This window comes from Hymenobacter sp. HD11105, assembly GCF_054051685.1.
In genome coordinates this window covers 556598-578377 of record NZ_JBSWBR010000001.1, presented here as the reverse complement: position 1 = coordinate 578377, position 21780 = coordinate 556598, and the positions used below count along the sequence as shown (strand labels likewise).

Below are 21780 nucleotides of genomic sequence, written 5' to 3'. Positions count from 1 at the left end.
AACCAGTAACTATTCCAGGCCGTGCTCGTCTCTTCATCAAACATTTACCTGGCCGTGCGCTTACACAGCCAGTCAGAATAAACAGCTTTCCATGACGCACCGCCATTTTATGATTCACAAGCCTTACGGCTATCTGAGCCAGTTTGTATGTGAGTTGAAAAAGAAGAAGCTGCTCGGCGACTTACATGATTTCCCGGAAGGAACGATGGCCATTGGCCGCCTAGATGAGGAAAGTGAGGGCCTGCTCTTGCTCACCACCGACGGCAAAATGAGTGAGCTGGTGCGCAGCAAAAAGATAGAAAAGGAGTACTACGCCCAAGTCGATGGCCTCATCACCGACGAAGCCATTGCCGCCATGCAGCAAGGCGTGGAAATAGGGATACGCGACGTGAAGTACCAAACCTCGCCCTGCACGGCCTTCCGATTGGAAAAGGCGCCTGAATTTGCCCCCCGCACCCGCAAAATTCGCGACGACCGCCACGGCCCCACCAGTTGGGTATCTATCACGCTCACCGAAGGCAAGAACCGGCAAGTGCGCAAAATGACGGCGGCGGTAGGTTTCCCAACGCTGCGCCTGTTCCGTGTACGGATAGGCAGCCTGCACCTCCACGATTTGCCCCCCGGCGCCGTGCGGGAGCTGGCCACATTTTCCCTGCCGCTTCCGCAGGAAGAAGTTGAATTCCTGTAACTTTGGTGATTCGCCACTCCGGCCGGCCCGTCCGCCCGATGAGCACCTTCGCAGTTCAGCTTCGCCCTTAGCCTTTTATGCCCAGGGCTGAACTTAACTATTTCGCCATCTGTCTTAATATGATGGCCTGCTTTGAGCCTCTGGCTTTGCTTGGCATAACAGTTTATAATCCTTAAACCCAAAAAATAACAATGGCTAGATCACAAGCGACATTTGGTAAAAAAGAAAATGAGAAAAAGCGATTAAAGAAGCGGACCGACAAGGCCGAGAAGAAAGAGGAGCGCCAAGCTAATGCCCAAAAAGGCCAGAGCCTAGAGGACATGCTTGCTTATGTTGACGAAAACGGCAACATCGTGGATACTCCTCCGGATCCAAAAAAGAAAAAGGTCATTAATCAGGAAGATATCCAGATTACGACCATGAAGCAGGAAGACATGGAGCAGCCCGACGTAATTCGCAAGGGTATCGTGTCCTTCTTCAACGACTCCAAAGGCTACGGCTTTATCAAAGATCAGCAGACCCAGGAGAGCATTTTTGTGCACGCCAACGGGCTGATCAACCAAATCAAGGAAAACGACCGGGTAATCTTCGAGGTTGCGATGGGTCAGAAAGGTCCAACCGCCGTTTCCGTTAAATTGGCCGAGGCTTAGCCTTTGAAAAAACGATCTACGCCAGCGTACTAACCTTCGGCAAGAAAGCGGCGGCAGCTCTCAGGAGTTGCCGCCGCTTTTGTGTTTGCTAGCGCGTGAGCAGCATTGTTCTAACTTCGATTGCCTATCATACGACTACTTACTGTAGCTTAAATAGAAATAGGCGGTCATGCAGAGCAAAGTGAAGCATCTCGCGTGCTGATGTGAGGTTACTAATCCTGAGTCAGCACGCGAGATGCTTCACTTTGCTCTGCATGACCGGCCACTATAAACTTATTACCCATTATTAGATTGGCAGACATACTGCTGCCTTCTCTTACCCCCTGCCCCAATGTCTACTGAACCGCTTCAGGATGCCGCCGAAAAAGATCCGCTGCACCCGCGCAACCGCCATCGGGGGCGCTACGATTTTCCCCAGCTGATTAAGACCTCGCCGGAATTAGCGCCTTTTGTGGCGGTGAACAAATACGATGACACCAGCATTGACTTCGCCGACCCCGAAGCAGTAAAAGCTCTGAATCGGGCGCTGCTGAAGCAGTTTTATGGCATTCAGAATTGGGATATTCCGGCTGGCTACCTGTGCCCGCCCATCCCTGGCCGCGCCGACTACATTCATTATATAGCCGACCTATTGGGTTCGGTGAATGCCGATGTGATTCCGCGGGGCAAGAGCATTCGGGTGCTCGATGTGGGTGTGGGCGCTAATTGTATTTACCCCATCATCGGCCAAAAGGAATATGGCTGGCGCTTCGTGGGCACCGAGGCTGATATAGTAGCCTACCGCATGGCCAAGCAGATTGTAGCCAGCAACCCCGCGCTGACTGGCACCGTGGATATCCGCCGCCAACCCATCTCAGCCCAGATTTTCAGTGGCGTGCTGGAGCCCAAGGAATACTTCGAGCTGAGCATGTGCAACCCACCCTTTCACGCCTCTCAGGCCGAGGTGGAGGCCAGCAGCCGACGCAAAGAGCAAAACCTGGGCACCCAAAAAGCCCCCCAGCCCACCCAAAACTTCGGCGGCCAGCCCAATGAGCTGTGGTATCAGGGCGGCGAGGCTACTTTTCTGTGGCGCATGGCCCAGGAAAGCTTTCTGGTGCGCAGCAACGTGTTCTGGTTCACAACTTTAGTATCGAAGAAGGAAACCCTGCCGGGCTTATACAAGTCCTTGGAAAAGGCGGGTGCCGCGGAGGTGCGCACCATCAATATGGCGCAGGGCCAGAAAAGTAGCCGCATTGTAGCTTGGACGTTCCTGAACGCCGAGCAACAGCAGGCGTGGCGGGAGAAGCGCTGGGGGGCAAAATAGGCGCGGCAACTTGCTGGCTGGGGACTTTTTCATGGCCCGCGAGTGTCAACTTTCGCCTTAGTTTCTGCCTGTACGCGCCGCTCTCTTAGATCGTGACGAGCAGTGAGTTCTTATAAAAACGCAGCCCATTTATTCTATTATCACGTTTGGGCCAGCAATGCTATTGGCGGCTAGGACACTCTCGCTCAAACGCTTATCTTATGCCTACCTACACTTATCCACGTTAACCTGATACTCTTATGAGAACTGCCATTCTTAGAAGCTGCCTCTTAGTAGGCGCTGCCGTGAGTTTATTTTCGTTTGATATTCCGGCCGGCTGGTTTGTGGCCGGCAGCCAGCCCAAAAAGTATGAGATGGGCATCGACGCGGGCGCAGGGCAAACTGGTAAAAAGGCTGCTACCATCAAATCTATTGAGGCAGATATTGACGGTTTTGGTACCCTTATGCAGGCAAGCTCCGCCCGACAGTATTTGGGCAAGCGCGTGCGCATGACTGGCTATGTAAAATCTAAGGATGTAAAAAACTGGGCCGGCCTGTGGCTGCGCGTCGATCAGGCGGGCAGCCAGAAATCTTTGGCCTTCGACAACATGAGCAACCGCCCCGTGAAGGGCACCACTGACTGGCAGAAGTACGAAATCGTGTTGGATGTACCGGCTCAAGCCTCCAATATTGCCTATGGTGCGCTGCTGCATGCCACCGGCCAGATTTGGTTCGACAATCTAAGCTTCGAGGTGGTTGATGCAAGCGTGCCTGTCACCGATCTGCGGCAAATGTCGGCCACGCCAACAAACCTGAATTTCGAAGAATAACTTCCCTGAATTCCCAGACCAAATCAGCACGAAAAAGCCCGCCGAGATTTTATTCTCGGCGGGCTTTTAGTTATTCAAAGTAGATAAACAGATACAATTTGTCCCCAATAGGCTCTTCTCGGGCTTAGGTCCCGGCCTGGGGGGCAATTTTCCACAATTCGCCGTCAGCCGCATCCGTTACGATGTATAAGGCGCCGTCAGGACCCTGGCGCACGTCGCGGACGCGTTGCTTACGGTCGGAGAGCAGGCGTTCTTCGCCCGTCACGCGGCCATTCTCAATTTGAAGGCGCACTAGTTCCCGATCAGACAGTGAGCCCACAAACAAGTTGCCGCGCCAGGCTGGAAAGGCGTCGCCAGAATAAAACTGGGCTCCCGAAGGAGAAATCACGGGGTCCCAGTAGTAAACAGGATCTACGTAGCCTTGCTTGGTGGTAACTGAGTTGGGAATAGGCTCGCCGGAGTACTCTTCGCCAAATGTCACCACGGGCCAGCCGTAATTTTTGCCGCCCTCAATGCGGTTTAGTTCGTCGCCGCCCTGCGGACCCATATCTATGGACCAAAGCTGCCCCTGCGCATCAAAAGCCGTAGCCTGCACATTGCGCTGCCCCACCGTCCAGGTTTCGGGCAGAGCGCCAGCTTGTTTGACAAATGGGTTGTCGGGGGCCGGCTTGCCGTCGGGGGTGATGCGCAGGATTTTGCCCATGTGGCTGTTCATCTGCTGGGCCTGCGGCCGGATTTCCTTGTCTGACCGCTCCCCGAGGCTTACGTACAGCATGCCATCGGGCCCAAACGCGAGGCGGGAACCATAGTGCTTGTCGCCATCATAAGCCGGCAGCGCCTGGAATATTACCCGCACTTGGCTCAGGCTCCGGCGGTCGGCCGAGAGCACGCCTTTCGCCACGCTGGTTGCGTTGCCCTTATCGCCCCGAGGCTCAGAAAACGACCAATAGATAGTTTGATCGGTGCTAAAGCTTGGGCTCAACGCTACGTCGAGCAGGCCGCCCTGGCCGGTAGCGTACACGGCGGGAAGACCCTTGATGGGCTCTCCTACCTGTCCCTTAGCCGATACTATGCGCAGCAGGCCGGGCTTCTCGGTTATCAGCAGGTCGCCGTTGGGCAGGGGCTCCACGGCCCAAGGGTTTTTAAGCTCTTTAGCCAGCACCGTCACCGCAAAAGTTACATTGGAGCTGATTCCCGGCGCCCGGTTTTGTTCGGGGAAAGTAGGTCGCTGGTCGGGCACGTTGGCCTCCCGGGTTTCGAGTGGCGTGCGGCCGTTTTGGTTTGTGGTCTGGGCTGTGGTTTCATCCTGAGCCTGAGCGCGCTGCTCTTGGCCGGAGCGGTTGCAGGCGGCACTGAGGCCCGCTAGAAGGAGTATAGAAGCACTGAATAATTGACGTTTATTCATTAGGTATGGGGTAAAGGTAAAACCTGACTACAATCGGCGAGCTACTCTTAATTAGCTGCTGCCTCAACTGTAGGGTTTACGCAAAACCGAGCATAAGTTTCTCGCTATCAGATTAAAAGCACATTATAAAATGTAAAATACAGGGCCTAAGGCCGCTTTTGCGTGTAGTCATTCAGCGCAACATATGCTACAGCAGCAGCACATCGATGCGGTGGGCGTGCACCATTTCCAGCGCCGTCGACCAGGCAAACACAGTAAAGAAGCCATCCTGAGACGCCACCAAAGCCACAGCGTCGCGCTGGTCGTACACAAACTGAGCGGCGGCTAGGTGGCGCGTGCCGCCGTTTTGGGCCGGGTGCATATACTTGGCCTCGCTCTCCACGACTGGCTCAGTCAGCACCATTTTATCGACGGGCGCGCTGGTTTTGGCGCGGGCTACTTTGGCTCCAAAGGCCAGCAGATGGTAGTCGCGGGTAATAATAGTGGCCCCATCTACGGCCGTAAAGCCCCCCACAATGCCAATGGCCCGCTGAATTTCTTCGCGCCACTGCCATTTGGCTTGCTCTTTCTGCCGAAGCTCGGCAATACCGGTGTACACGGGCAGCACAGGATACGTCATGGGGTGCACAATCGACTCCTGCCATTTATTCGACTCGGTGGGCACTACTAGCACTAGTCCGCCCCGGCCGTGGCTGCGCATGACGCCGGCCAGCTCTACCAGCACGTTATCAATTTCCCCGGAAGCATCGGGCAGCCCCGGCTCTGGCAGAAACTTCTGCAGCGCCGGACAGTCGTCGACGGCCGTGTTTTCCGCATCAACCAATTGAAGCTGCTCGCCGCGCAGGATGGCCACGTTCACAAACTTGCCGAAGCCATCGGCGCGGCGGTGCTTGGCTACCAGCAGGCCGGGCTCAATCACCTCCAGTACAAAGCTCAGGGGCGGCGTACCGGTAGCCGTGCCCCACACGTAGAGGCCCTGCTCATCGTACCACACCCCTAAGTGAATGCCCGGCTTTTCCACGGCGGGCGCCAGCTTGAGCAGGTTATAAGGAATAAGTCGGCGCTTGGTAAACTCCACGGCCTGAGCCGCCTGCGCGGGCTCTAGCAAAGCCAGCGAGATTCTGGGTGGGTGCCCCTCCTCCCGGCGCAGACTAGCCCAAAACGCCACGTCAATCATCACCTCTACTATATGCGCCGACGGCGGTGGCCCCAGATGAATTGCCTGCTCGACGCTGGCGGCCGCACGGTGCCGGGCAAAGTGGGCTTCAATCATTGGGGCTACTACTCGGGCCGCCAGATAGGTGGGTTCGGAAAGCATACAGGGCAGGTATACAGCTTTGAATAAGGGAAGCTACTATACGTGCGCTAATCAGTCAAAGCTGGAGTAGCTTCCGCACTACCGGATTTCGGTGCTGGGGAGCTTTTTGGCGGGTGTTTCGGTTATTGATGGATTTGACTTAGTTGCCCACGGTAACTGGCAAGCGTTGGGCCGAGGGATTGTTATAGATACTCCATGCCTTGAATACTGATGAGGCTAGGGTCACAGGACTTTCATTAGTCAACTTTACACAGCATTGCCAACCAACAGGCAGGCGACCATACGCAGGAACTGATATCTATACTCGCTGACAGTGTAAAGAAGCCTTTTTAGGTAGCGTAGGTAGTGCAGATAAAGTGTTCCGGTGAGTGTGTACAGGCTTACCATTATTCTGAGGTCAGGTATGTAACTTCTCTTATATAAATGACCTTTAAGGGAAAGTAATACCTTACTGCTACTGACTGCTTAAGGAATTCTTATTTTCAACTGATCCTATTTTTTTAAGCCTGCAACCGGCTGGCGCATGGCCGCTTGCAGCAGGATAATTACTTGGGTAGAATTTCGGCTGACTAGCGTCTCATACTGCTTCACCGTAAAGGCGTGCTGCGGATCCTGCCGACGGGCCGGGGTGAGTTGGGCCTCTAGGGCAAGGCGTTTGCCGCCCCCAACTAGTTGGAAATCACTAATGAAATATTGATACGAGCCGTCCCGGGCTAAGATGGCAATGGTATATTCGATCGGCTGCTCGATCATGGCGCCTGCTTGCAGCAGGGAAATGGTCATTTTGGCGCGCGAGAGAAGGGCCCCGAACTCGGGCTTGTCTTTCACGAGCACCGCCTGGGTTAGAGAAGGACTCTGGACGATGGAAGGACTACGGACGAGCCATCGCTTTGCCCGGGCGTACAGCTCGTCCCGACTGACGCCTTTAATCGGAACCTGCTCGGTATAGGTGACCTTGTGGCTGTTCGCCGCGATGGGTAAGGTAACAGCGTTGGTAACCTGCGCAGCGAGCTGGGGGGCGGTGAGCAGAAGCAAGCAAGGCAGCAGGATGGATCGGAGCAAGAGCGTACAGTATAGGAAACATGACAAGTAAACGTAAGCGGACTTCCAGCTGATACCGCCGCGGCTGCCCTTAATTTGTAAGAGAAAGCCAGTTATAATAGGTAACTAATTCTTATCGGTAGTATGTGTACCCAAGATTGACTCCTTATCAAGCGAGTCCAACGACTTTAAGTCAGAGTTTAAGTCATTCAAAGTGTACACTTTCCGAGCAGCGACCAACGTCACTACGTAGTCTGCTCCTCGCTACGGCAATGGTTATAAGTTAGTCCGCTAGTGTTTGCCGCTCCTAGGCTCCTTCGCGGCTTGGCTGCTTCGCCCACCGTTCCACAAAGTGCGGGAGAGAGGTTTCGATCCAGTCAGCCAGATCCCGCACCTTTTCGGCGGCTTGCTGCCCCAGCAGCGTCAGGCTATACTCAACGTGCGGCGGCACCACATCATAGGCTACCCGATCTACCAAGCCATCTGCTTCGAGCCATTGTAGAGTTTGAGCCAGCATTCGCTCGCTCACGCCGCCTATCATTCGGCGGAGTTCACTAAAGCGGCGTGTCGTCTGTCCCTCCAAGGCGATGAGTACTAGCACTCCCCAACGACTAGTCATGTGTTTTAGCACCGTCCGTGAAGGACATGCTGCCGCCAGCAAATCGCCTCGCTGGAACTTTTCGGATAATGAATCGGAAGAGGTGGGGGGCAAAATCAAACCTTTTTTCATACTTACCTTTCTGTATGTACTTACTTTATGTAAGTATACATTTTACCTTTGGCTTTTATTCACTTACTACTTGATTTATGACTATCGCCATCACAGGAGCCACCGGGCAGCTTGGCCGCCTCGTCGTTGAAAAGCTCAAAGCCCAGGTTGGTGCTGACAATATCATTGCGCTGGTGCGCTCGGCAGCCAAGGCAGCCGACTTAGGCGTTCCGACCCGCGAAGCCGACTACTCCCAGCCTAATACGCTCCAAGCCGCGCTGGCCGGCGTCAATACGCTGCTCTTGATTTCCTCTAATGAAGTGGGGCAGCGCGTTGAGCAACACCGCAACGTAATTGAGGCCGCCAAGCGGGCCGATGTGCAGCGAATCGTGTATACCAGCGTGTTGCATGCCGATACCTCTTCGCTGAGTCTTGCGGAGGAACATCGCGCCACCGAAGCTCTGCTAAAAGAATCTGGCCTGGCGTACACACTGCTGCGCAATAGCTGGTACACCGAAAATTACCTGGGCTCGATTCCGGGTGCATTGGCCGGGGGTGCATTTCTAGGTAGCGCGCAGGAAGGCAAAATTTCGTCGGCGACGCGGGCAGATTTTGCCGAGGCGGCAGTAGCGGCCCTCACCAGTGAAGAGCACGCCGGCCAGACGTACGAACTCGCGGGCGACGAATCCTACACGCTCGCCGAGTTGGCCGCTGAAGTCTCTCGCCAGACTGGCAAGACAATTCCTTATCGAGATCTGCCCGCGGCCGAGTATGCAGCGGCGCTCACTGGCTTCGGGTTGCCTGAAGGGCTGGCCCACGCAATTGCTGGCTGGGACGTGAGCGCCTCGCAGGGTGCACTCTTCGATGATAGCCGTCAGCTTTCTAAACTGATTGAGCGCCCAACCACGCCTCTATCCTCAGCTGTAGCGGACGCCCTCAAGTCAGTTCACTAGCTGCTTTCACAGTACAAGCACTAGGCCCCTTCAGGCTTTCTTCCCTACAGCTTCCAAAATTTTGGCGGCAGTAGGGAAGAAACGAGTAGTTGTTCGGCGCCCGAGCGTCTTATCCAAGAAGCTGGTCGTGGCCGGAGCACGGCCTTCGATGATGTACCAAATGACGAAGGCTTCGCGGTCAGTGAGGTGCACGATTTCCATGTCGGCTTTGGGTGAGCGTACCGGCAAGGCTAAGCCAGTGGGCGCGGGCTCGGACAGAAACATCAGGCACAGGCGCATGTCGTCCGTCACGGTGAAGTGGCGAAAGGGATTCAGCGCCAACAGGTGCTCTAGTTCCTCGGGGGTGCGCAGAAACGTGGGAACGGCGTAACCCAGGGCCTGCTCCAAGTGCTGCTCAATGCGGGAAGTGAGCAGGGCGCGGTCGTCCTCCGCCGTGTCGAAGAACACGTTGCCGGTTTGGATATAGGTGCGCACGTTGGTGAAATCCATCTCCGTGAAGAGGCGGCGCAGCACCTCCATCGTCACGCGGTGGCCGCCCACATTGATACCACGCAGGAAGGCGATGTAGGTCATGGCTTCGTGATTTGAACAAGGTAGAGACGCAAGATTATGCGTCTCGTCGTTGAATCGAAGATCAGCGCGGTCAGCAATTAATACTGCATATGCCACAGAACTTCGGCAGCCAAAGCTAACGACGAGACGCATAATCTTGCGTCTCTACTATCTCGGCCTATCAGCTACATTATGCGCTATCTACTAATCTTCTCTTGTTGCTAATACCTCCCGCACCGGCGTCCAGCGGATTTCGGGGTAGCGGTCATTATTTAGAGGCGCTAGCTTGGGCAGGCCGGTGAACATGTTGTGGAGGTACTGCATGCCTTGCCAGGGCGGAAACACGTCGTCGCTGGTGGGCATGAGGGCTTTGGTTACCTTGATAACAGTCTTGAAGGTGCCCAGGCCCGCTACCCGAAACAGGCGAAATTTGCCCCCCGTAGCGTCCTCTGCGGCCTTTTGCAAGCCCCTTATGCTGGCCACTTCGCCGGCTACGCGCAGGTAGCGGGGCGTGGTGGGGTCGAGGGCGGCAGCGGCGGTGAAAGCGGCGGTGTCGTTGATGGTGGTGAAGTCGAGTGGCTGGTCGGCATCGCCCCAGTACACTACCCGCTTGGGCCCAAAGAGCACAACTGGCGCCTGCCCAGTCAGCAGGTCCGTGAACATGCCATTGAGGATGGAAGTAGCGGCGATGGGCGCCTTATTAAGCCGTTCGCTGAACTCCCGGCGCAGGTCCAGGTTGCGGTTGGAGCCGTAGGGCAGCTTGGTAAAATCAATAGAGTAATCGGACGGGAAGAAGCGAGGCACACCCGCCGCTACGGCCGCTTCGAGTAGGCGCGTCTGGGTATCCACAATCACCTCGCGCAGCCCCGACAGGGTCGATACCACGCAGTCGGCGCCCACGCAGACTTTGGTTAGCTCCGGTAAGCTATTGAAATCGACCTCTACGATGGTAGCGCCCAGCTCGCGCAGCTGCTTCACCGAGGGGTTGGTACTGCCCGAGCGCACCAGGGCCCGTACAATTGCTCCCCGCTGCCGCAGAAACGTAGCTACCCTCAGACCTAGGTCGCCGGTAGGCCCAGCTAGTACGATGGTGGCGGATTTGGAATTGGGGTTGGGTCGGTCAGTTGCTGTGCGGTCTGCCACAAGTGATGTTATTAGCTGCGTCGGGTGATGTTCGGAGAACCGTCCGCTTTAAAATCAAGAATTGTAGTGAAGCGCTTTGGCCCGTTAGGCTTCGCATATCACTCGTGCTTTATGATACAGTTGAGCCAGCCGGAAAGTTATGACGGGCATCTGGCCTTCCACTTCTTCTAAAGGATGTTGCGCAATAAGCGAGAATAGAATAAGGCTAGGGGGCAAAAGAACTCCGACTGCTATCCAGCAAACCCGTATTTTGCGCTTTCTTGTATTTTCTATTCTATTTTATGTCCTGCGTATCGTTTCGAGCTTTTCTCTGTGGTATTATTCTCCTGCTAACCACCCACGCTGCCTATACCCAAACGGCGCCGCCCGACCCGGAGCTAAACACCTTCTACGACCAACTCAACGCCTACTGCACCGAGCGCTACCAGCCGCTGCCGGACCTGGAGGCGCTGCGGCTGCCCTCCACCTTTTCGGGAGCTGATTTGCAGGCCCTGCGCCTGAAAGAGCGCCACATCGTTCGGGTTGACCTGGTGTACACAGCCTTCCGCTTGAACCCCACGTTCAACCAGCGCCAGCTTAACCTCAGTCGACTCCGCAACTTGGCCGCAGGCCTACCAGGCCTGCTCCAAGATGAGTCGGTGACGTGGACGCTGGTGGAGCAAACCGGCTGCAATAGCCCCACCGAGTGCCAGCCGTTTTTTCACGGGTTTGTGGTGTACGTGAGTCGCCACGCCACGGCCGCCACCAGCCGCGCCGACCTCGACAGCCTCACGCGCAAGCTGCGCATCTTGGAAAAGAAGCGTCCGAAAGTTGCCAAAAAGAGCCAAGGAAAAGCTGTAGCCTGCAATTTGCCCCCCAGCCGCTTCAGCAACCGCCAGATGGCCCGCAGCTTGCGCCAACACTACAAGTGCCCCCAGCGCGACGCCCAAATCGTGAAGTTTGAGCTGAAAGTAAACGCCGACGGCACCGTGCAGGCCGTGAAAGTGCTGCCCACCAGCAAGCCGCTGTGCACGGCCGAGCTGGAAGCGGCCATCCGCAAGAGCGTGGGGTTCCACTCCGGCTTTCCTATCAATGGCAAGACGTTCCCGTTCACGGCCAAAGGCGCGGTGCGGCTCCCCATCGGGGCCTTGCAGCTGCTGGGCGAGCCGGATATGGGCTTTACCCATTTCGCCCTCCCCGATTCGGCGGCCCGGCTCTACCGCGTCTTTCTGAAAAAGAAGAACAAGCAGCACAAAAACGACTACTGCGAGGCCCGCATCACCAAAGCCGGCGAGCTGCTGGCCACTGCCGATACCGCCGCCGTAGAGCTACCTCTCCCCGCCGATGCCAACGTGGTAACCCGCGTGATGCAGCGCCACCCCGAGTGGCGCAAGGAAGTGGTGGTGACGGACGCCACCGGCAGCATGTTTCCCTACACCTACGACCTGTTGGCCTGGCTACAGCTCAGCGCCCTCGAAGACGAGAAAACCTTCGTGTTCTTCAACGATGGCAATGACCAGAACGATAAAGACAAGCGTGTGGGCAAAACCGGTGGCCTCTACCACATAAAAACCGACAGCTACGAGGCCATCAAGAACAAGCTGATTGAAACCATGAAGGCCGGCGGGGGCGGCGATGCGCCCGAAAACGACGCCGAAGCACTGCTCTACGCCCAGCAGCTCAGCGGCTCCGACTCCCCCGACCTCATCCTGATTGCCGACAACTACACCTTCCCCCGCGACGCCAAGCTTCTCAAAAACACCACGGCCCACGTCCGCGTCATCCTCTGCGGGGTGCGCGACTACGTCAACCCGCGCTACCTGGCCCTGGCCCGCAAGCACGGCTTCTCCCTGCACACCATCGAGGGCGACATTGAGGACCTAAGCAAGCTGCTGGAAGGCGAAACCATCATTATTCAGGGCCAGCAGTACCTTGTGACGAAAGATGGGTTTAAATTGGTGCAGAAGACGTAGGAGCTGATTTATCGATTCAGTTGAATTATGAGATTTACACTTTTACTCTTTCTCCTTTTTTGCACCCTTTGCTCCTGTTCAACTCATAGAGAGAACACCTATGAGGAAAATTTAGCCATTTGCACAAAAAAGCTAAGTCATTTTCCGGAGGGAATTGACACACTTGGCATAGAAGGCAGGAATGCTGAGCTTCAATTTGAGGAGCAAATTCGCGAGTGTATGAAGGGCTCAATAGGGCCTGCTTTTGTGGTAAAAACATACCGTGGTGATAGTGTCAGTACATCACCAAGGCAGGGTAAAGCAGTGGTTTTGTTCTTTTGGTCAGCCACGCTTGATGATGCTCCCGCCTACTCTAAAAAGTCAGATTTAGCTGTGTTTGCAGCCATGAATGGACTCCATCGGAAGTATAGCCAGAATGTCGATTTTCTTGGATTTCCTTTCAATGACTCTGCTACAACAAGACGTCACTTGCAAGCGCATCCTCTGAATTTTCCTCAAGCTGACGATAGTAAATTAAGTAGTAACAAGCATATAACGTTAACCCAAAACACAACTCCATATGTCATTTTTATTAACACTCAGGGGAGAGTTATTAAAATAATGTCTGGCGGTTTGGCAACAGAGAAACGGATTACAGAGGTGTATTCACCGATAATTAAAGCCTGCATAGAAAATAAGCCCTATAGTGAATAAAACGAAAAAGAGGCTGTAGCTTCAGCCTGTTTTGATTCAACTGTTGACCGTGTAATTATTGTTTTCTTTTAATAAATACCAGCTACTTACTAGTAATATTTCTGCACTTATCGCAGCCCATGCCACAGCTGTAGCGTATCCTGACGGACATGGAGGACAAGGTACTGGTGGTGGAAGACAAGGTTCACAGCGAATACTGTCAAAGTATGACCACCAATAATAACCAGTACAGGCTATTATTAGGATGATAAAGAAATATGCTTTTGTTGTCCTGCTCATAATCTCAAAAACAAGAATGCCCCCGCTAAAAATAACGGAGGCATTCTTGTTTTTAGGCGTACGCTAGAAATTACATATGAATCGCCCGGTTCTCGGTAGCAGCTAAACACGCTTCCTTCATAGCTTCAGCATACGTCGGGTGGGCGTGGCTCATGCGGGCTACGTCCTCGGCGGAGGCGCGGAACTCCATGGCGGTGACGGCTTCGGCGATGAGGTCGGCGATGCGCGGGCCGATCATGTGGACGCCCAGGATTTCGTCAGTTTCCTTGTCGGCCAGCACTTTCACGAAGCCGTCAAGGTCCATGGAGGCGCGGGCGCGGCCGGAGGCGCGGAAGGGGAAGGAACCGGTTTTGTAGGCGCGGCCAGTTTCCTTAAGCTGCTCTTCGGTGTAGCCTACGCCGGCCACTTCGGGCCAAGTGTACACCACGCCTGGGATGAGCAGGTAGTTGACGTGGGGCTTCTGGCCGGCAATGGTTTCGGCCACAAATACGCCTTCCTCTTCGGCCTTGTGGGCCAGCATTGCTCCCCGCACCACGTCGCCGATGGCATAAATGCCCCCCACGTTGGTTTGTAGGTGCTCATCGACCTTGATGCGGCCGCGCTCTTCCAGCTCTATGCCGGCCGCTTCCAGGTTCAGGCCCTGGGTGTAGGCCGAGCGGCCCACGGCTACGAGGCAGTAGTCGCCCTCAAACTTCACTTCCTCGCCCTTGGGGTTAGTAGCAGTCACGGTCACGGTGTCGCCCTCGCGGGTGGCGCCGGTTACTTTGTGGCTGAAGAAGAACTCGATGCCGATTTTGCCTAGCACGCGCTTCAGCTCCTTGCCCAGGGCGCGGTCCATGGTCGGGATGATGGTGTCCATGAACTCCACCACCGACACCTTGGCGCCGAGGCGAGCATACACGGAAGCCATTTCGAGCCCGATAACGCCGCCGCCAATCACCACCATGTGCTTGGGCACTTCGCGAATGTTCAGGGCCTCGGTGCTGGTAATGATGCGCTGCTTGTCCTGCTGAATAAAGGGCAGCACAGTCGGCTTGGAGCCCGTCGCGATGATGACATTTTTGGTCTCAATCTGCTGCTCTTCGCCCCCGCCGGTGGGCGTGATTTTGATATGAGTCTTATCGACGAAGGAGCCGAGGCCCTGAATCACGTCGATTTTGTTTTTCTTCATCAGGTATTGAATGCCGTCCACGTTGGCTTTCACCACGCCGTTTTTGCGGTCAATCATCTGATTCATATTCACCTGCAAATCACTCAGCTCAATACCGTGCTCCTTGAAGGTGGTGTGGGCATTGTGGTAGTGCTCGGTGCTGTCGAGCAGGGCCTTGCTGGGGATGCAGCCCACGTTGAGGCAGGTGCCGCCCAGCGTAGGATATTTCTCGATGATGGCGGTTTTGAGGCCAAGTTGGGCGCAGCGGATGGCCGCCACGTAGCCACCGGGCCCGGAGCCGATGACAGTTACGTCGTATTGATTCATGCTAAGAGTGAGTTCATTCAGTGTAAATCAGCAGGGCGAAGGTCGGCAAAAATGCCGGGTACCGAAAGCCGCCGCCCGGATTTGCCCCCCAGGTAGTGAAGCCATGCTTTAAGCCCGTCATGCAGAGCGCAGCGAAGCATCTCCCGTGCGGTCGTTGCAATACTAACTTCTTGAAATTAGGCGGTCATGCTGAGCTTGTCGAAGCATCTCTCCCGCAACGCTAATCTCAAAACCAATACAACGAAGCGGGAGAGATGCTTCGACAAGCTCAGCATGACCGCCTTTTTTAGCAAATAATCGGACAATCCACTTTCACCTACCTCACCTTCGCCCGCGTCAGCAGCTTGGCGAAAATGCCGGGCACGAAGCGCTTCAAATACACGCCAAGTGTTTCCTTGCCACCAATGTAGGCTTCTCGCTCGCCGCGGGCGATAATCGGCAGCGCGCGGCGGGCAAATTCGGCGGGGTCGAGGCCTTTCTCCGTGGCATCGTCCATGGTGCCGAGGGTGCGGCCGTCGCCGGTGAGGGCGTTGATGGAAACGCCCGTGCGGATGAAGCCGGGGCAGATAATGGTAATGTCCACGCCAGTCCCGGTTAGCTCAGCGCGTAGCGAGTCAAAGAAGCCATGCAGAGCGTGCTTGCTGGCGGCATAAGCCGAGCGGTAAGGCGTACCAAATTTGCCCACCAGACTACTGATCGTGACCACGCGGCCGCTGCGCTGCCGAAGCAGCTGCGGCAGCACCGCTTTAGTGAGGGCCACGGTACCGAAGTAGTTAACCTCCATCAAGCGGCGGTCGACGTCGAGGAAAGTTTCCAGGGCCAGGGAGCGTTGACTCACGCCGCCGTTGTTGATGAGCACATCGAGGCGGCTGTAGTGGGCTAATACTTGCTCTACTTTGGGCGGGAGGCTGGCGGCATCGGCCAGGTCAAGGGGCAGCACCAGCACTTCGGCGGGGGCGCAGTCGGCGGCCACGCGGCGCAGTTCGGCTTCGTTGCGGGCCGAAAGCACAAGCTTAGCGCCTTCACGGGCAAAAGCTTTGGTCAGTGCCTCCCCGATGCCAGAGGAGGCACCCGTTACCCAAACAACTTGGTTGTGAAACTTCATAAGGTGGAGCTTGGCGGCGAATGAAAATGAGCGGTGGGGGGCAATTTTTCGTGCTACTGTGTTCGTGGTAACTTCAAGTAGTAGCCTCCAACTTCAGCAGTAGAACGTGTTTATTATTAACAAAGAACGTCATGCAGAGCACAGCGAAGCATCTCGCGTGCTGACACTAGATTAGTAATCCTACTACCGCTGGCGAGATGCTTCGCTGCGCTCTGCATGACGTTCTCAATTGACTGAAATCAGCACGCGAGATGCTTCGTCGCTGCTTGATGCGCAGAATGCTCTGCATGACCGCCCTTAAATTAAACACCCTCCTAGTTCACCAAGACGCCGATGTAGTAGTTGAAGGTATCCACTTCGAGGTTTTCGCGGGTGAGGCCGGGTAAAGCAACTGGCTCAAACTTGGTGGTGGGGCTGATAAACTGGTACTCGCCGCCGCGGGTGCGCACGCGTACCGGCATGGCGAAGTCGCTCACGTTGGCTACCCAGCGGCAGAGATTTTTGCCTTGTTCAAAGCGAAACTCGAGCACCGGCAGGGTGCTGTGGCGCAGGTACTGATCGAATACGGGCGTGAGGTTCAGGCCGCTTTGCTGGTTGAAATAGCCGATGATTTGTTCGGCGGTGACGGTTTGGTGGTAAAACTCCTGCCCCAGGCCGCGCAGGATGTTGCGCCACTTCGCGTCGTCGTTGATGATGGTGCGCACCATGTTTAGCAAGTTGGCGCCTTTGACGTACATGTCGCCCGAGCCTTCTTGGTTCACGCCATAAGGGCCAATGATAGGGCCGTCGTTTTGGATGCTGCGGCGTACCCCGTGCACGTATTCTTGGCCAGCGGGCTTGCCAAACAGGCTTTCAGTAAACAACGACTCCGAGTACGAGGTGAACGACTCGTGAATCCACATATCCGCCAAGTCCTTGCTCGTGATGTTGTTGCCAAACCACTCGTGGCCGCTTTCGTGCACGATAATAAAGTCCCACTTGTCGCCCCAGCCGGTGCCCGAGAGGTCCTTGCCGAGGTAGCCATTCTGGTACTTGTTGCCATAGGCTACGGCGCTTTGGTGCTCCATGCCCAGGTGCGGCGACTCCACCAGCTTGTAGCCGTCGGCGTAGAATGGGTAGGGTCCAAACCAATGCTCAAACGCCTTGAGCATTGGCCGCACGTTAGCCGCAAACTGCTTTTTGGCTTTGTCCAGGTTTTCGGGCAGCACCCAATAGTCCAGCGTTAGGGGGCCTTTTTCGCCGGCGTAAGTGCCGCCGCTGAAGTGCTGGTAGTTGCCCACGTTCAGGGCCACATTGTAGTTATTGATAGGGCTGGCGACAAACCAATCGTAGCGCGTGTAGCCCCCCGGCATTCGCTTGGTACCGCGCAGCCGCCCGTTCGACACGTTCTTCAGGCCCTTGGGTACGCTGATGCTGATGAGCATGCTATCCACTTCGTCGCTCTGGTGGTCTTTGGTGGGCCACCACAGGCTGGCGCCCGTGCCCTGGCAGGCGGTGGCTACCCACGGCTTCCCCTGCGCATCCTGCGTGAACACAAAGCCGCCGTCCCAGGGCGCATTCTTGGCTACAATGGGCTTGCCGCTGTAGTGCACCGTAAATTCTTGCTGGCTGCCTTTCTGAATAGGCTCGGGGAAAGTGATAAACACGGCGTTGGCCTCGCGGGTGTAAGGCAGTTCCCGGCCCTTGTGCACTACTTTTTCCACCGCCATATTGGCAAACAAGTCGAATTGCAAGCGGGTGAAATCCTGGGTGGCAGTGAAGCGAAACAGGTTAGAGCCACTGATGAACCGCTTATCGATGTCGAGCTTTATATCGAGGTGATAATAGTTGATATCGTAGCAGGTGCGCAGGGGCGTGAGGCTACCGCGCAGCGAATCGGCCCGCGTGAAAGTGGTTTTGGTCTGTAAGAGCTGGGCCGAGGCTAGCATGGGCAGCAACAACCAGCAAATGACAAGAGAAAAGCGGTAACGCATGGGTTTAAGTTGAGTAAACTTCGAGAGGTAAGTAAAGTCACGACCGGCCGGAGTTCGGTTGCGTAACCTACCTCGGCAATAGCTCACCAATATCGCGGGTTTTTCTACCCAAAGCCGTCTTCGGGTTATTTTGCGTCCTTTTTGCTTGATACCGCAAGATTCAGGTGAACAGCCAAAGGGGTTTGCCGTAGGTTTGCAGTTGTAAAACCGTTGAAAATGCCCCCCAGTACTACTTCCACTACGCCCGCAACTGCGGCCGCGCCCTCCAAAGTCGCTATCCTGCTGGCTTTTGCCGCCGTGTATATTATCTGGGGCTCTACCTACCTGGGTATCCGCTTTGCCATCGACTCCATGCCGCCCTTGCTCATGGCGGGCACCCGCTACACGCTGGCGGGCGTGCTGCTCTACGGCTTCATGCGCCTGCGCGGAGCTCCAGCCCCCACAGCCCAAGGCTGGGTTACTGCTATCATTATCGGGATATGTCTGCTAGGCTTCGGCAACGGCGGCGTGACGCTGGGTGAGCAATACATTCCGACAGGAATGGCCTCGCTGCTGGTGGCTACGGTACCCATGTTTCTGGCGGTGCTGGGTTGGATGAGCGGGGTATCGCAGCGGCCCACGGCGCTGGTAGCGCTGGGGCTGGCTATCGGGTTGGGGGGCGTTTATTTGTTGGCTAGCCATCCGGGGGCGTCGCACGTGGCGCTGCCGGGTAAGCAGGGCATTGGTATTGCCATGGTGCTGACGGCGGCGCTGCTTTGGTCCATCGGGTCGTTATATTCCAAGAAAAAGCAAGCAGCGCCCTCCCCTTTCGTGGCCGGTGGCATGCAGATGATTTGTGGGGGAATGGTGATGCTGCTGGTCGGGCTGATTCGGGGTGAAGCCAACGGGTTTGAGTTAGCCCAGGTGACGGCCAAATCGTGGTGGGCGTACGTGTATTTGGTTTCGTTTGGCTCTATTGTGGGCTTCACGGCTTACATCTGGCTGTTGCGTGCGGTGGAGCCGGCGCTAGCGGGCACCTATGCTTTCGTAAATCCCGTCGTGGCGGTGCTCCTAGGCTGGGCCTTTGCGGGCGAAACGCTCAACATCAATATGGTTGGCGGCGCGACTCTAATTGTCATTGCGGTTATGATGGTCGTGCTGGGCGGACGCAAGCCGGCACCAACACCACTCAGTAATAAAACCACTGAGACAGAAGAGCGGAAGAAAGTGGTCTAGCCACAAGTAGTGCTACGCGACTATTTGGTCTTGATACTAACTCATGTTCGAACAATAAGAAGTATAGCCTTTAATGATAGCAGAGCTGTGTTTCAACTCACCACTATAATTTATCTCACATTAAATTGAATTAATATCTTTAAGTTTTGTATGTTTACTTTGGGCACACGTCACGCTTATAGTAGCGGGACAACGGTGTCGGAATCTTGACGTATGTATCACCCAACTGCTATATAGCTACTTATGCCAACTGCTCTTCCTGACATCCGTACCGAAGGCGATATCAAGGTTTTGGTAGACTGCTTTTGCCAAAAGGTTAACCAAGACGCCTTGCTTTCGCCCATTTTCAGCGCCGTAGCCGCAGTGCATTGGCCCAACCATCTCACCTCGCTCTATGATTACTGGAGCAGCACCTTGTTTGGGCGCGTTCACGGTGAAGGTCGTCCTATTCCGCAGCAGTTAGCTATGCCTGCGCGCGGCCCTTACCAGCGCCAGTGGATTGGCTTATTCAGCAAAGCCGTAGAGGAGAACTTTGCGGGAGATAAGGCCGAAGAAGCCAAAGTAAAAGCACAAGCCATTGCCATCAGCGTCGAGTAGAGTTCCGCCCCTTTCCACAGCCAAACTAGCGTACGCTCATCATACAAAAAGCCCCCCAGCCGTAAGAGCTGGGGGGCTTTTTGCTTCTATACTACAGCTACCTATACGCCGAGCAGCAGACGAGTTGGATCTTCCAGCAACTCTTTCACGCGCACCAGGAACGACACTGACTCGCGTCCGTCGATAATGCGGTGATCGTAGCTCAGGGCCAAATACATCATGGGGCGAATTACCACCTGTCCGTTCACGGCGATGGGGCGCTGAACGATGTTGTGCATCCCCAAAATAGCCGACTGGGGGGCATTTATGATGGGCGTACTCATCATGGAGCCGAACACACCACCATTGGTGATGGTGAACGTACCGCCGGTCATTTCCTCGATGGTGAGCTTGTTGTCGCGGGCTTTTACAGCCAAGCGTACTACCTCTTTCTCAATGCCTTCGAAAGACAGCTTCTCAGCATTGCGAATCACGGGTACCACTAAGCCCTTCGGCGCCGATACCGCGATGCTTACGTCGCAGAAGTCGTTGAATACGATGTCAGTGCCGTCGATCTGGGCGTTTACCGAGGGGAACTCTTGTAGGGCTACGCAGCAGGCCTTCGTGAAGAAGGACATGAAGCCGAGACCAACTTGGTGCTTCTCCTTGAACTTGTCTTTGTACTTGGTGCGCAGGTCCATGATGGGCTGCATGTCCACCTCGTTGAAGGTGGTGAGCATGGCCGTCTCGTTTTTCACCGCTACTAGGCGGCGGGCTACGGTCTTGCGCAGGTTGCTCATGCGCTCGCGGCGCTGGTTGCGCTCACCGGCGGGCTGAGCTGGAGCAGCTGGCTGACCGCTGGCGACTGGCGCGGCAGCCGGTGCTTGCGGAGCAGGAGCAGCTGGCTTAGCTTGGGCGTTTTGGGCGTCCTCTTTAGTAATGCGGCCGTCGCGGCCAGTACCTTGAACGTCGGCGCTAGCAATACCTTTTTCACCAAGGATTTTGCCAGCCGCTGGGGAAGGCGTGCCGGTTGCATAGGTAGCACTGCCCGATGCAGAAGCAGCAGGCTGAGCAGCCGAAGCCGATTTCGCCTCTTGAGCGGCGGGTGCAGCGGCCGGAGCGGCTCCTGCGCCCGCGCCGCTACTGCCTTCAATGCGGGCAATAACGGTTCCGATGGCAATGGTTTGGCCTTCCTGCGCCGCGTGGCGGAGCGTGCCAGCCGCTTCGGCGGGCAGCTCAAAGGTCGCCTTGTCAGATTCGAGCTCGGCAATTACCTCGTCGCGCTCTACCTGGGCGCCATCAGCTTTCAGCCACTTGGCTACGGTTACTTCCGTAATGGACTCGCCGACAGCCGGAATCTTCATTTCTTTCACTTCACCACCACCAGTAGCGCCGCTGCTAGCAGGAGCACTGCCGCCCGTAGCGGGTGCGGTGGGCTTATCAGCCGAGCCGGCAGCGGAACCGCCGTAGCCTGATTGATTGCTGGCTTCGGGGTTCTGCTCGCCCTGGGTAATGGGGTCAGCGGCATTGTTGGATTTGCCCCCCGAACTGCCATTCCCATTGCTGCCCGTATTATTCTGGGTGCTCGATTGGGCTGGGTCGCCGGAATCCGTTTTGGCATCAGCCAAGGTGGCCGTAGCAGGTGCCGATCCGCCAGCCGGAGTGGCGGCAGACGAAGTTGAGGACGCTGCACCATCACCGCCAATACTGGCAATGACAGTACCGATGCCAATGGTTTCACCTTCGGCTACCTGAATTTGCAGAGTGCCATCCGCTTCGGCGGGCAGCTCAAACGTTGCTTTGTCCGACTCTAGCTCGGCAATAACTTCGTCACGCTTCACGGTTTCACCATCTTTTTTGAGCCATTTGGCAATGGTCACTTCGGTGATAGATTCGCCAACGGCGGGGATTTTGATTTCCAGACCCATAGGTGGAACGG

At 55.7% G+C, this 21780-nt stretch carries 19 protein-coding genes; 9 read left to right on the top strand and 10 right to left on the bottom strand.

Annotated elements, in window-relative coordinates:
• The first annotated feature begins 109 nt into the window (after nt 1-109).
• From ACW9KT_RS02635 to ACW9KT_RS02620, 4 genes are all read left to right on the top strand, one after another.
• A complete protein-coding gene (locus tag ACW9KT_RS02635; protein ID WP_457077835.1) occupies nt 110-688 on the top strand; it encodes a pseudouridine synthase in 579 nt (192 codons plus the stop codon).
• Nucleotides 689-879: 191 nt separating this feature from the next.
• A complete protein-coding gene (locus ACW9KT_RS02630) occupies nt 880-1338 on the top strand; it encodes a cold-shock protein (RefSeq protein WP_457077834.1) in 459 nt (152 codons plus the stop codon).
• Between the two features lie 331 nt (nt 1339-1669).
• Nucleotides 1670-2641: a 23S rRNA (adenine(1618)-N(6))-methyltransferase RlmF gene (gene rlmF, locus ACW9KT_RS02625; RefSeq protein ID WP_457077833.1), complete on the top strand. Its 972-nt coding sequence runs from the start codon at nt 1670-1672 to the stop codon at nt 2639-2641.
• A gap of 239 nt (nt 2642-2880) precedes the next feature.
• Nucleotides 2881-3450 (top strand): hypothetical protein, encoded by a 570-nt coding sequence (locus ACW9KT_RS02620; RefSeq protein WP_457077832.1) that lies wholly within the window; start codon nt 2881-2883, stop codon nt 3448-3450.
• A gap of 124 nt (nt 3451-3574) precedes the next feature.
• Here ACW9KT_RS02620 and ACW9KT_RS02615 read toward each other — a convergent pair whose 3' ends face one another.
• The 4 genes from ACW9KT_RS02615 to ACW9KT_RS02600 form a co-directional block, all read right to left on the bottom strand.
• Nucleotides 3575-4855, bottom strand: coding sequence for a PQQ-dependent sugar dehydrogenase (locus tag ACW9KT_RS02615; RefSeq protein WP_457077831.1), 1281 nt, complete (start codon nt 4853-4855; stop codon nt 3575-3577).
• A 187-nt stretch (nt 4856-5042) separates the two neighbouring features.
• The gene (locus ACW9KT_RS02610; RefSeq protein ID WP_457077830.1) at nt 5043-6173 is read right to left on the bottom strand and encodes a putative sensor domain DACNV-containing protein; all 1131 of its coding nucleotides are present in this window, start codon (nt 6171-6173) and stop codon (nt 5043-5045) included.
• 492 nt (nt 6174-6665) lie between these two features.
• Nucleotides 6666-7235 (bottom strand): DUF4468 domain-containing protein, encoded by a 570-nt coding sequence (locus tag ACW9KT_RS02605; protein WP_457077829.1) that lies wholly within the window; start codon nt 7233-7235, stop codon nt 6666-6668.
• 286 nt (nt 7236-7521) lie between these two features.
• Entirely contained in the window at nt 7522-7944 is a 423-nt protein-coding gene (locus tag ACW9KT_RS02600) for a winged helix-turn-helix transcriptional regulator (RefSeq protein ID WP_457077828.1), read from the bottom strand.
• Nucleotides 7945-8021: 77 nt separating this feature from the next.
• On the opposite strand from ACW9KT_RS02600, the gene ACW9KT_RS02595 reads away from it, so the two are divergent.
• Nucleotides 8022-8876, top strand: a complete 855-nt coding sequence (locus ACW9KT_RS02595; RefSeq protein ID WP_457077827.1) for an SDR family oxidoreductase — start codon at nt 8022-8024, stop codon at nt 8874-8876.
• Between the two features lie 30 nt (nt 8877-8906).
• Here ACW9KT_RS02595 and ACW9KT_RS02590 read toward each other — a convergent pair whose 3' ends face one another.
• Both ACW9KT_RS02590 and ACW9KT_RS02585 read right to left on the bottom strand, forming a co-directional pair.
• The gene (locus tag ACW9KT_RS02590) at nt 8907-9449 is read right to left on the bottom strand and encodes a DUF1697 domain-containing protein (protein ID WP_457077826.1); all 543 of its coding nucleotides are present in this window, start codon (nt 9447-9449) and stop codon (nt 8907-8909) included.
• A gap of 183 nt (nt 9450-9632) precedes the next feature.
• The gene (locus ACW9KT_RS02585) at nt 9633-10571 is read right to left on the bottom strand and encodes an NmrA family NAD(P)-binding protein (RefSeq protein WP_457077825.1); all 939 of its coding nucleotides are present in this window, start codon (nt 10569-10571) and stop codon (nt 9633-9635) included.
• 281 nt (nt 10572-10852) lie between these two features.
• On the opposite strand from ACW9KT_RS02585, the gene ACW9KT_RS02580 reads away from it, so the two are divergent.
• Nucleotides 10853-12523, top strand: a complete 1671-nt coding sequence (locus ACW9KT_RS02580; protein ID WP_457077824.1) for a hypothetical protein — start codon at nt 10853-10855, stop codon at nt 12521-12523.
• A 27-nt stretch (nt 12524-12550) separates the two neighbouring features.
• On the top strand, nt 12551-13216 hold the full coding sequence (locus ACW9KT_RS02575; RefSeq protein WP_457077823.1) for a peroxiredoxin family protein: 666 nt from the start codon (nt 12551-12553) through the stop codon (nt 13214-13216).
• 349 nt (nt 13217-13565) lie between these two features.
• On the opposite strand, the gene lpdA is transcribed toward ACW9KT_RS02575, so the two are convergent.
• The 3 genes from lpdA to ACW9KT_RS02560 form a co-directional block, all read right to left on the bottom strand.
• A complete protein-coding gene (gene lpdA / locus ACW9KT_RS02570) occupies nt 13566-14972 on the bottom strand; it encodes a dihydrolipoyl dehydrogenase (protein ID WP_457077822.1) in 1407 nt (468 codons plus the stop codon).
• 316 nt (nt 14973-15288) lie between these two features.
• Nucleotides 15289-16077, bottom strand: a complete 789-nt coding sequence (locus ACW9KT_RS02565; RefSeq protein ID WP_457077821.1) for an SDR family oxidoreductase — start codon at nt 16075-16077, stop codon at nt 15289-15291.
• A gap of 314 nt (nt 16078-16391) precedes the next feature.
• Nucleotides 16392-18050, bottom strand: a complete 1659-nt coding sequence (locus ACW9KT_RS02560; protein WP_457077820.1) for a M1 family metallopeptidase — start codon at nt 18048-18050, stop codon at nt 16392-16394.
• Between the two features lie 216 nt (nt 18051-18266).
• Here ACW9KT_RS02560 and ACW9KT_RS02555 point away from each other — a divergent pair, with 216 nt between their 5' ends.
• Together ACW9KT_RS02555 and ACW9KT_RS02550 are read left to right on the top strand one after the other, a co-directional pair.
• Nucleotides 18267-19265, top strand: coding sequence for an EamA family transporter (locus ACW9KT_RS02555; RefSeq protein ID WP_457077819.1), 999 nt, complete (start codon nt 18267-18269; stop codon nt 19263-19265).
• Between the two features lie 243 nt (nt 19266-19508).
• Nucleotides 19509-19862 carry a group III truncated hemoglobin gene (locus ACW9KT_RS02550; protein WP_457077818.1) on the top strand — a complete coding sequence of 118 codons (354 nt, stop codon included), beginning with the start codon at nt 19509-19511 and terminating at the stop codon, nt 19860-19862.
• A 101-nt stretch (nt 19863-19963) separates the two neighbouring features.
• Here ACW9KT_RS02550 and odhB read toward each other — a convergent pair whose 3' ends face one another.
• Nucleotides 19964-21769, bottom strand: a complete 1806-nt coding sequence (gene odhB, locus ACW9KT_RS02545; protein WP_457077817.1) for a 2-oxoglutarate dehydrogenase complex dihydrolipoyllysine-residue succinyltransferase — start codon at nt 21767-21769, stop codon at nt 19964-19966.
• Between the last annotated feature and the right edge of the window lie 11 nt (nt 21770-21780).

Excerpts from the sequence above, each read along its gene's own strand:
- ACW9KT_RS02610 (WP_457077830.1), bottom strand. The coding sequence starts at position 6,173 with ATGCTTTCCGAACCCACCTATCTGGCGGCCCGAGTAGTAGCCCCAATG.
- ACW9KT_RS02595 (WP_457077827.1), top strand. The coding sequence starts at position 8,022 with ATGACTATCGCCATCACAGGAGCCACCGGGCAGCTTGGCCGCCTCGTC.
- odhB (WP_457077817.1), bottom strand. The coding sequence starts at position 21,769 with ATGGGTCTGGAAATCAAAATCCCCGCCGTTGGCGAATCTATCACCGAA.
- ACW9KT_RS02555 (WP_457077819.1), top strand. The coding sequence starts at position 18,267 with ATGCCCCCCAGTACTACTTCCACTACGCCCGCAACTGCGGCCGCGCCC.
- ACW9KT_RS02600 (WP_457077828.1), bottom strand. The coding sequence starts at position 7,944 with ATGAAAAAAGGTTTGATTTTGCCCCCCACCTCTTCCGATTCATTATCC.
- ACW9KT_RS02630 (WP_457077834.1), top strand. The coding sequence starts at position 880 with ATGGCTAGATCACAAGCGACATTTGGTAAAAAAGAAAATGAGAAAAAG.
- ACW9KT_RS02635 (WP_457077835.1), top strand. The coding sequence starts at position 110 with ATGATTCACAAGCCTTACGGCTATCTGAGCCAGTTTGTATGTGAGTTG.
- rlmF (WP_457077833.1), top strand. The coding sequence starts at position 1,670 with ATGTCTACTGAACCGCTTCAGGATGCCGCCGAAAAAGATCCGCTGCAC.
- lpdA (WP_457077822.1), bottom strand. The coding sequence starts at position 14,972 with ATGAATCAATACGACGTAACTGTCATCGGCTCCGGGCCCGGTGGCTAC.
- ACW9KT_RS02590 (WP_457077826.1), bottom strand. The coding sequence starts at position 9,449 with ATGACCTACATCGCCTTCCTGCGTGGTATCAATGTGGGCGGCCACCGC.
- ACW9KT_RS02550 (WP_457077818.1), top strand. The coding sequence starts at position 19,509 with ATGCCAACTGCTCTTCCTGACATCCGTACCGAAGGCGATATCAAGGTT.
- ACW9KT_RS02580 (WP_457077824.1), top strand. The coding sequence starts at position 10,853 with ATGTCCTGCGTATCGTTTCGAGCTTTTCTCTGTGGTATTATTCTCCTG.
- ACW9KT_RS02575 (WP_457077823.1), top strand. The coding sequence starts at position 12,551 with ATGAGATTTACACTTTTACTCTTTCTCCTTTTTTGCACCCTTTGCTCC.
- ACW9KT_RS02615 (WP_457077831.1), bottom strand. The coding sequence starts at position 4,855 with ATGAATAAACGTCAATTATTCAGTGCTTCTATACTCCTTCTAGCGGGC.
- ACW9KT_RS02560 (WP_457077820.1), bottom strand. The coding sequence starts at position 18,050 with ATGCGTTACCGCTTTTCTCTTGTCATTTGCTGGTTGTTGCTGCCCATG.
- ACW9KT_RS02565 (WP_457077821.1), bottom strand. The coding sequence starts at position 16,077 with ATGAAGTTTCACAACCAAGTTGTTTGGGTAACGGGTGCCTCCTCTGGC.
- ACW9KT_RS02620 (WP_457077832.1), top strand. The coding sequence starts at position 2,881 with ATGAGAACTGCCATTCTTAGAAGCTGCCTCTTAGTAGGCGCTGCCGTG.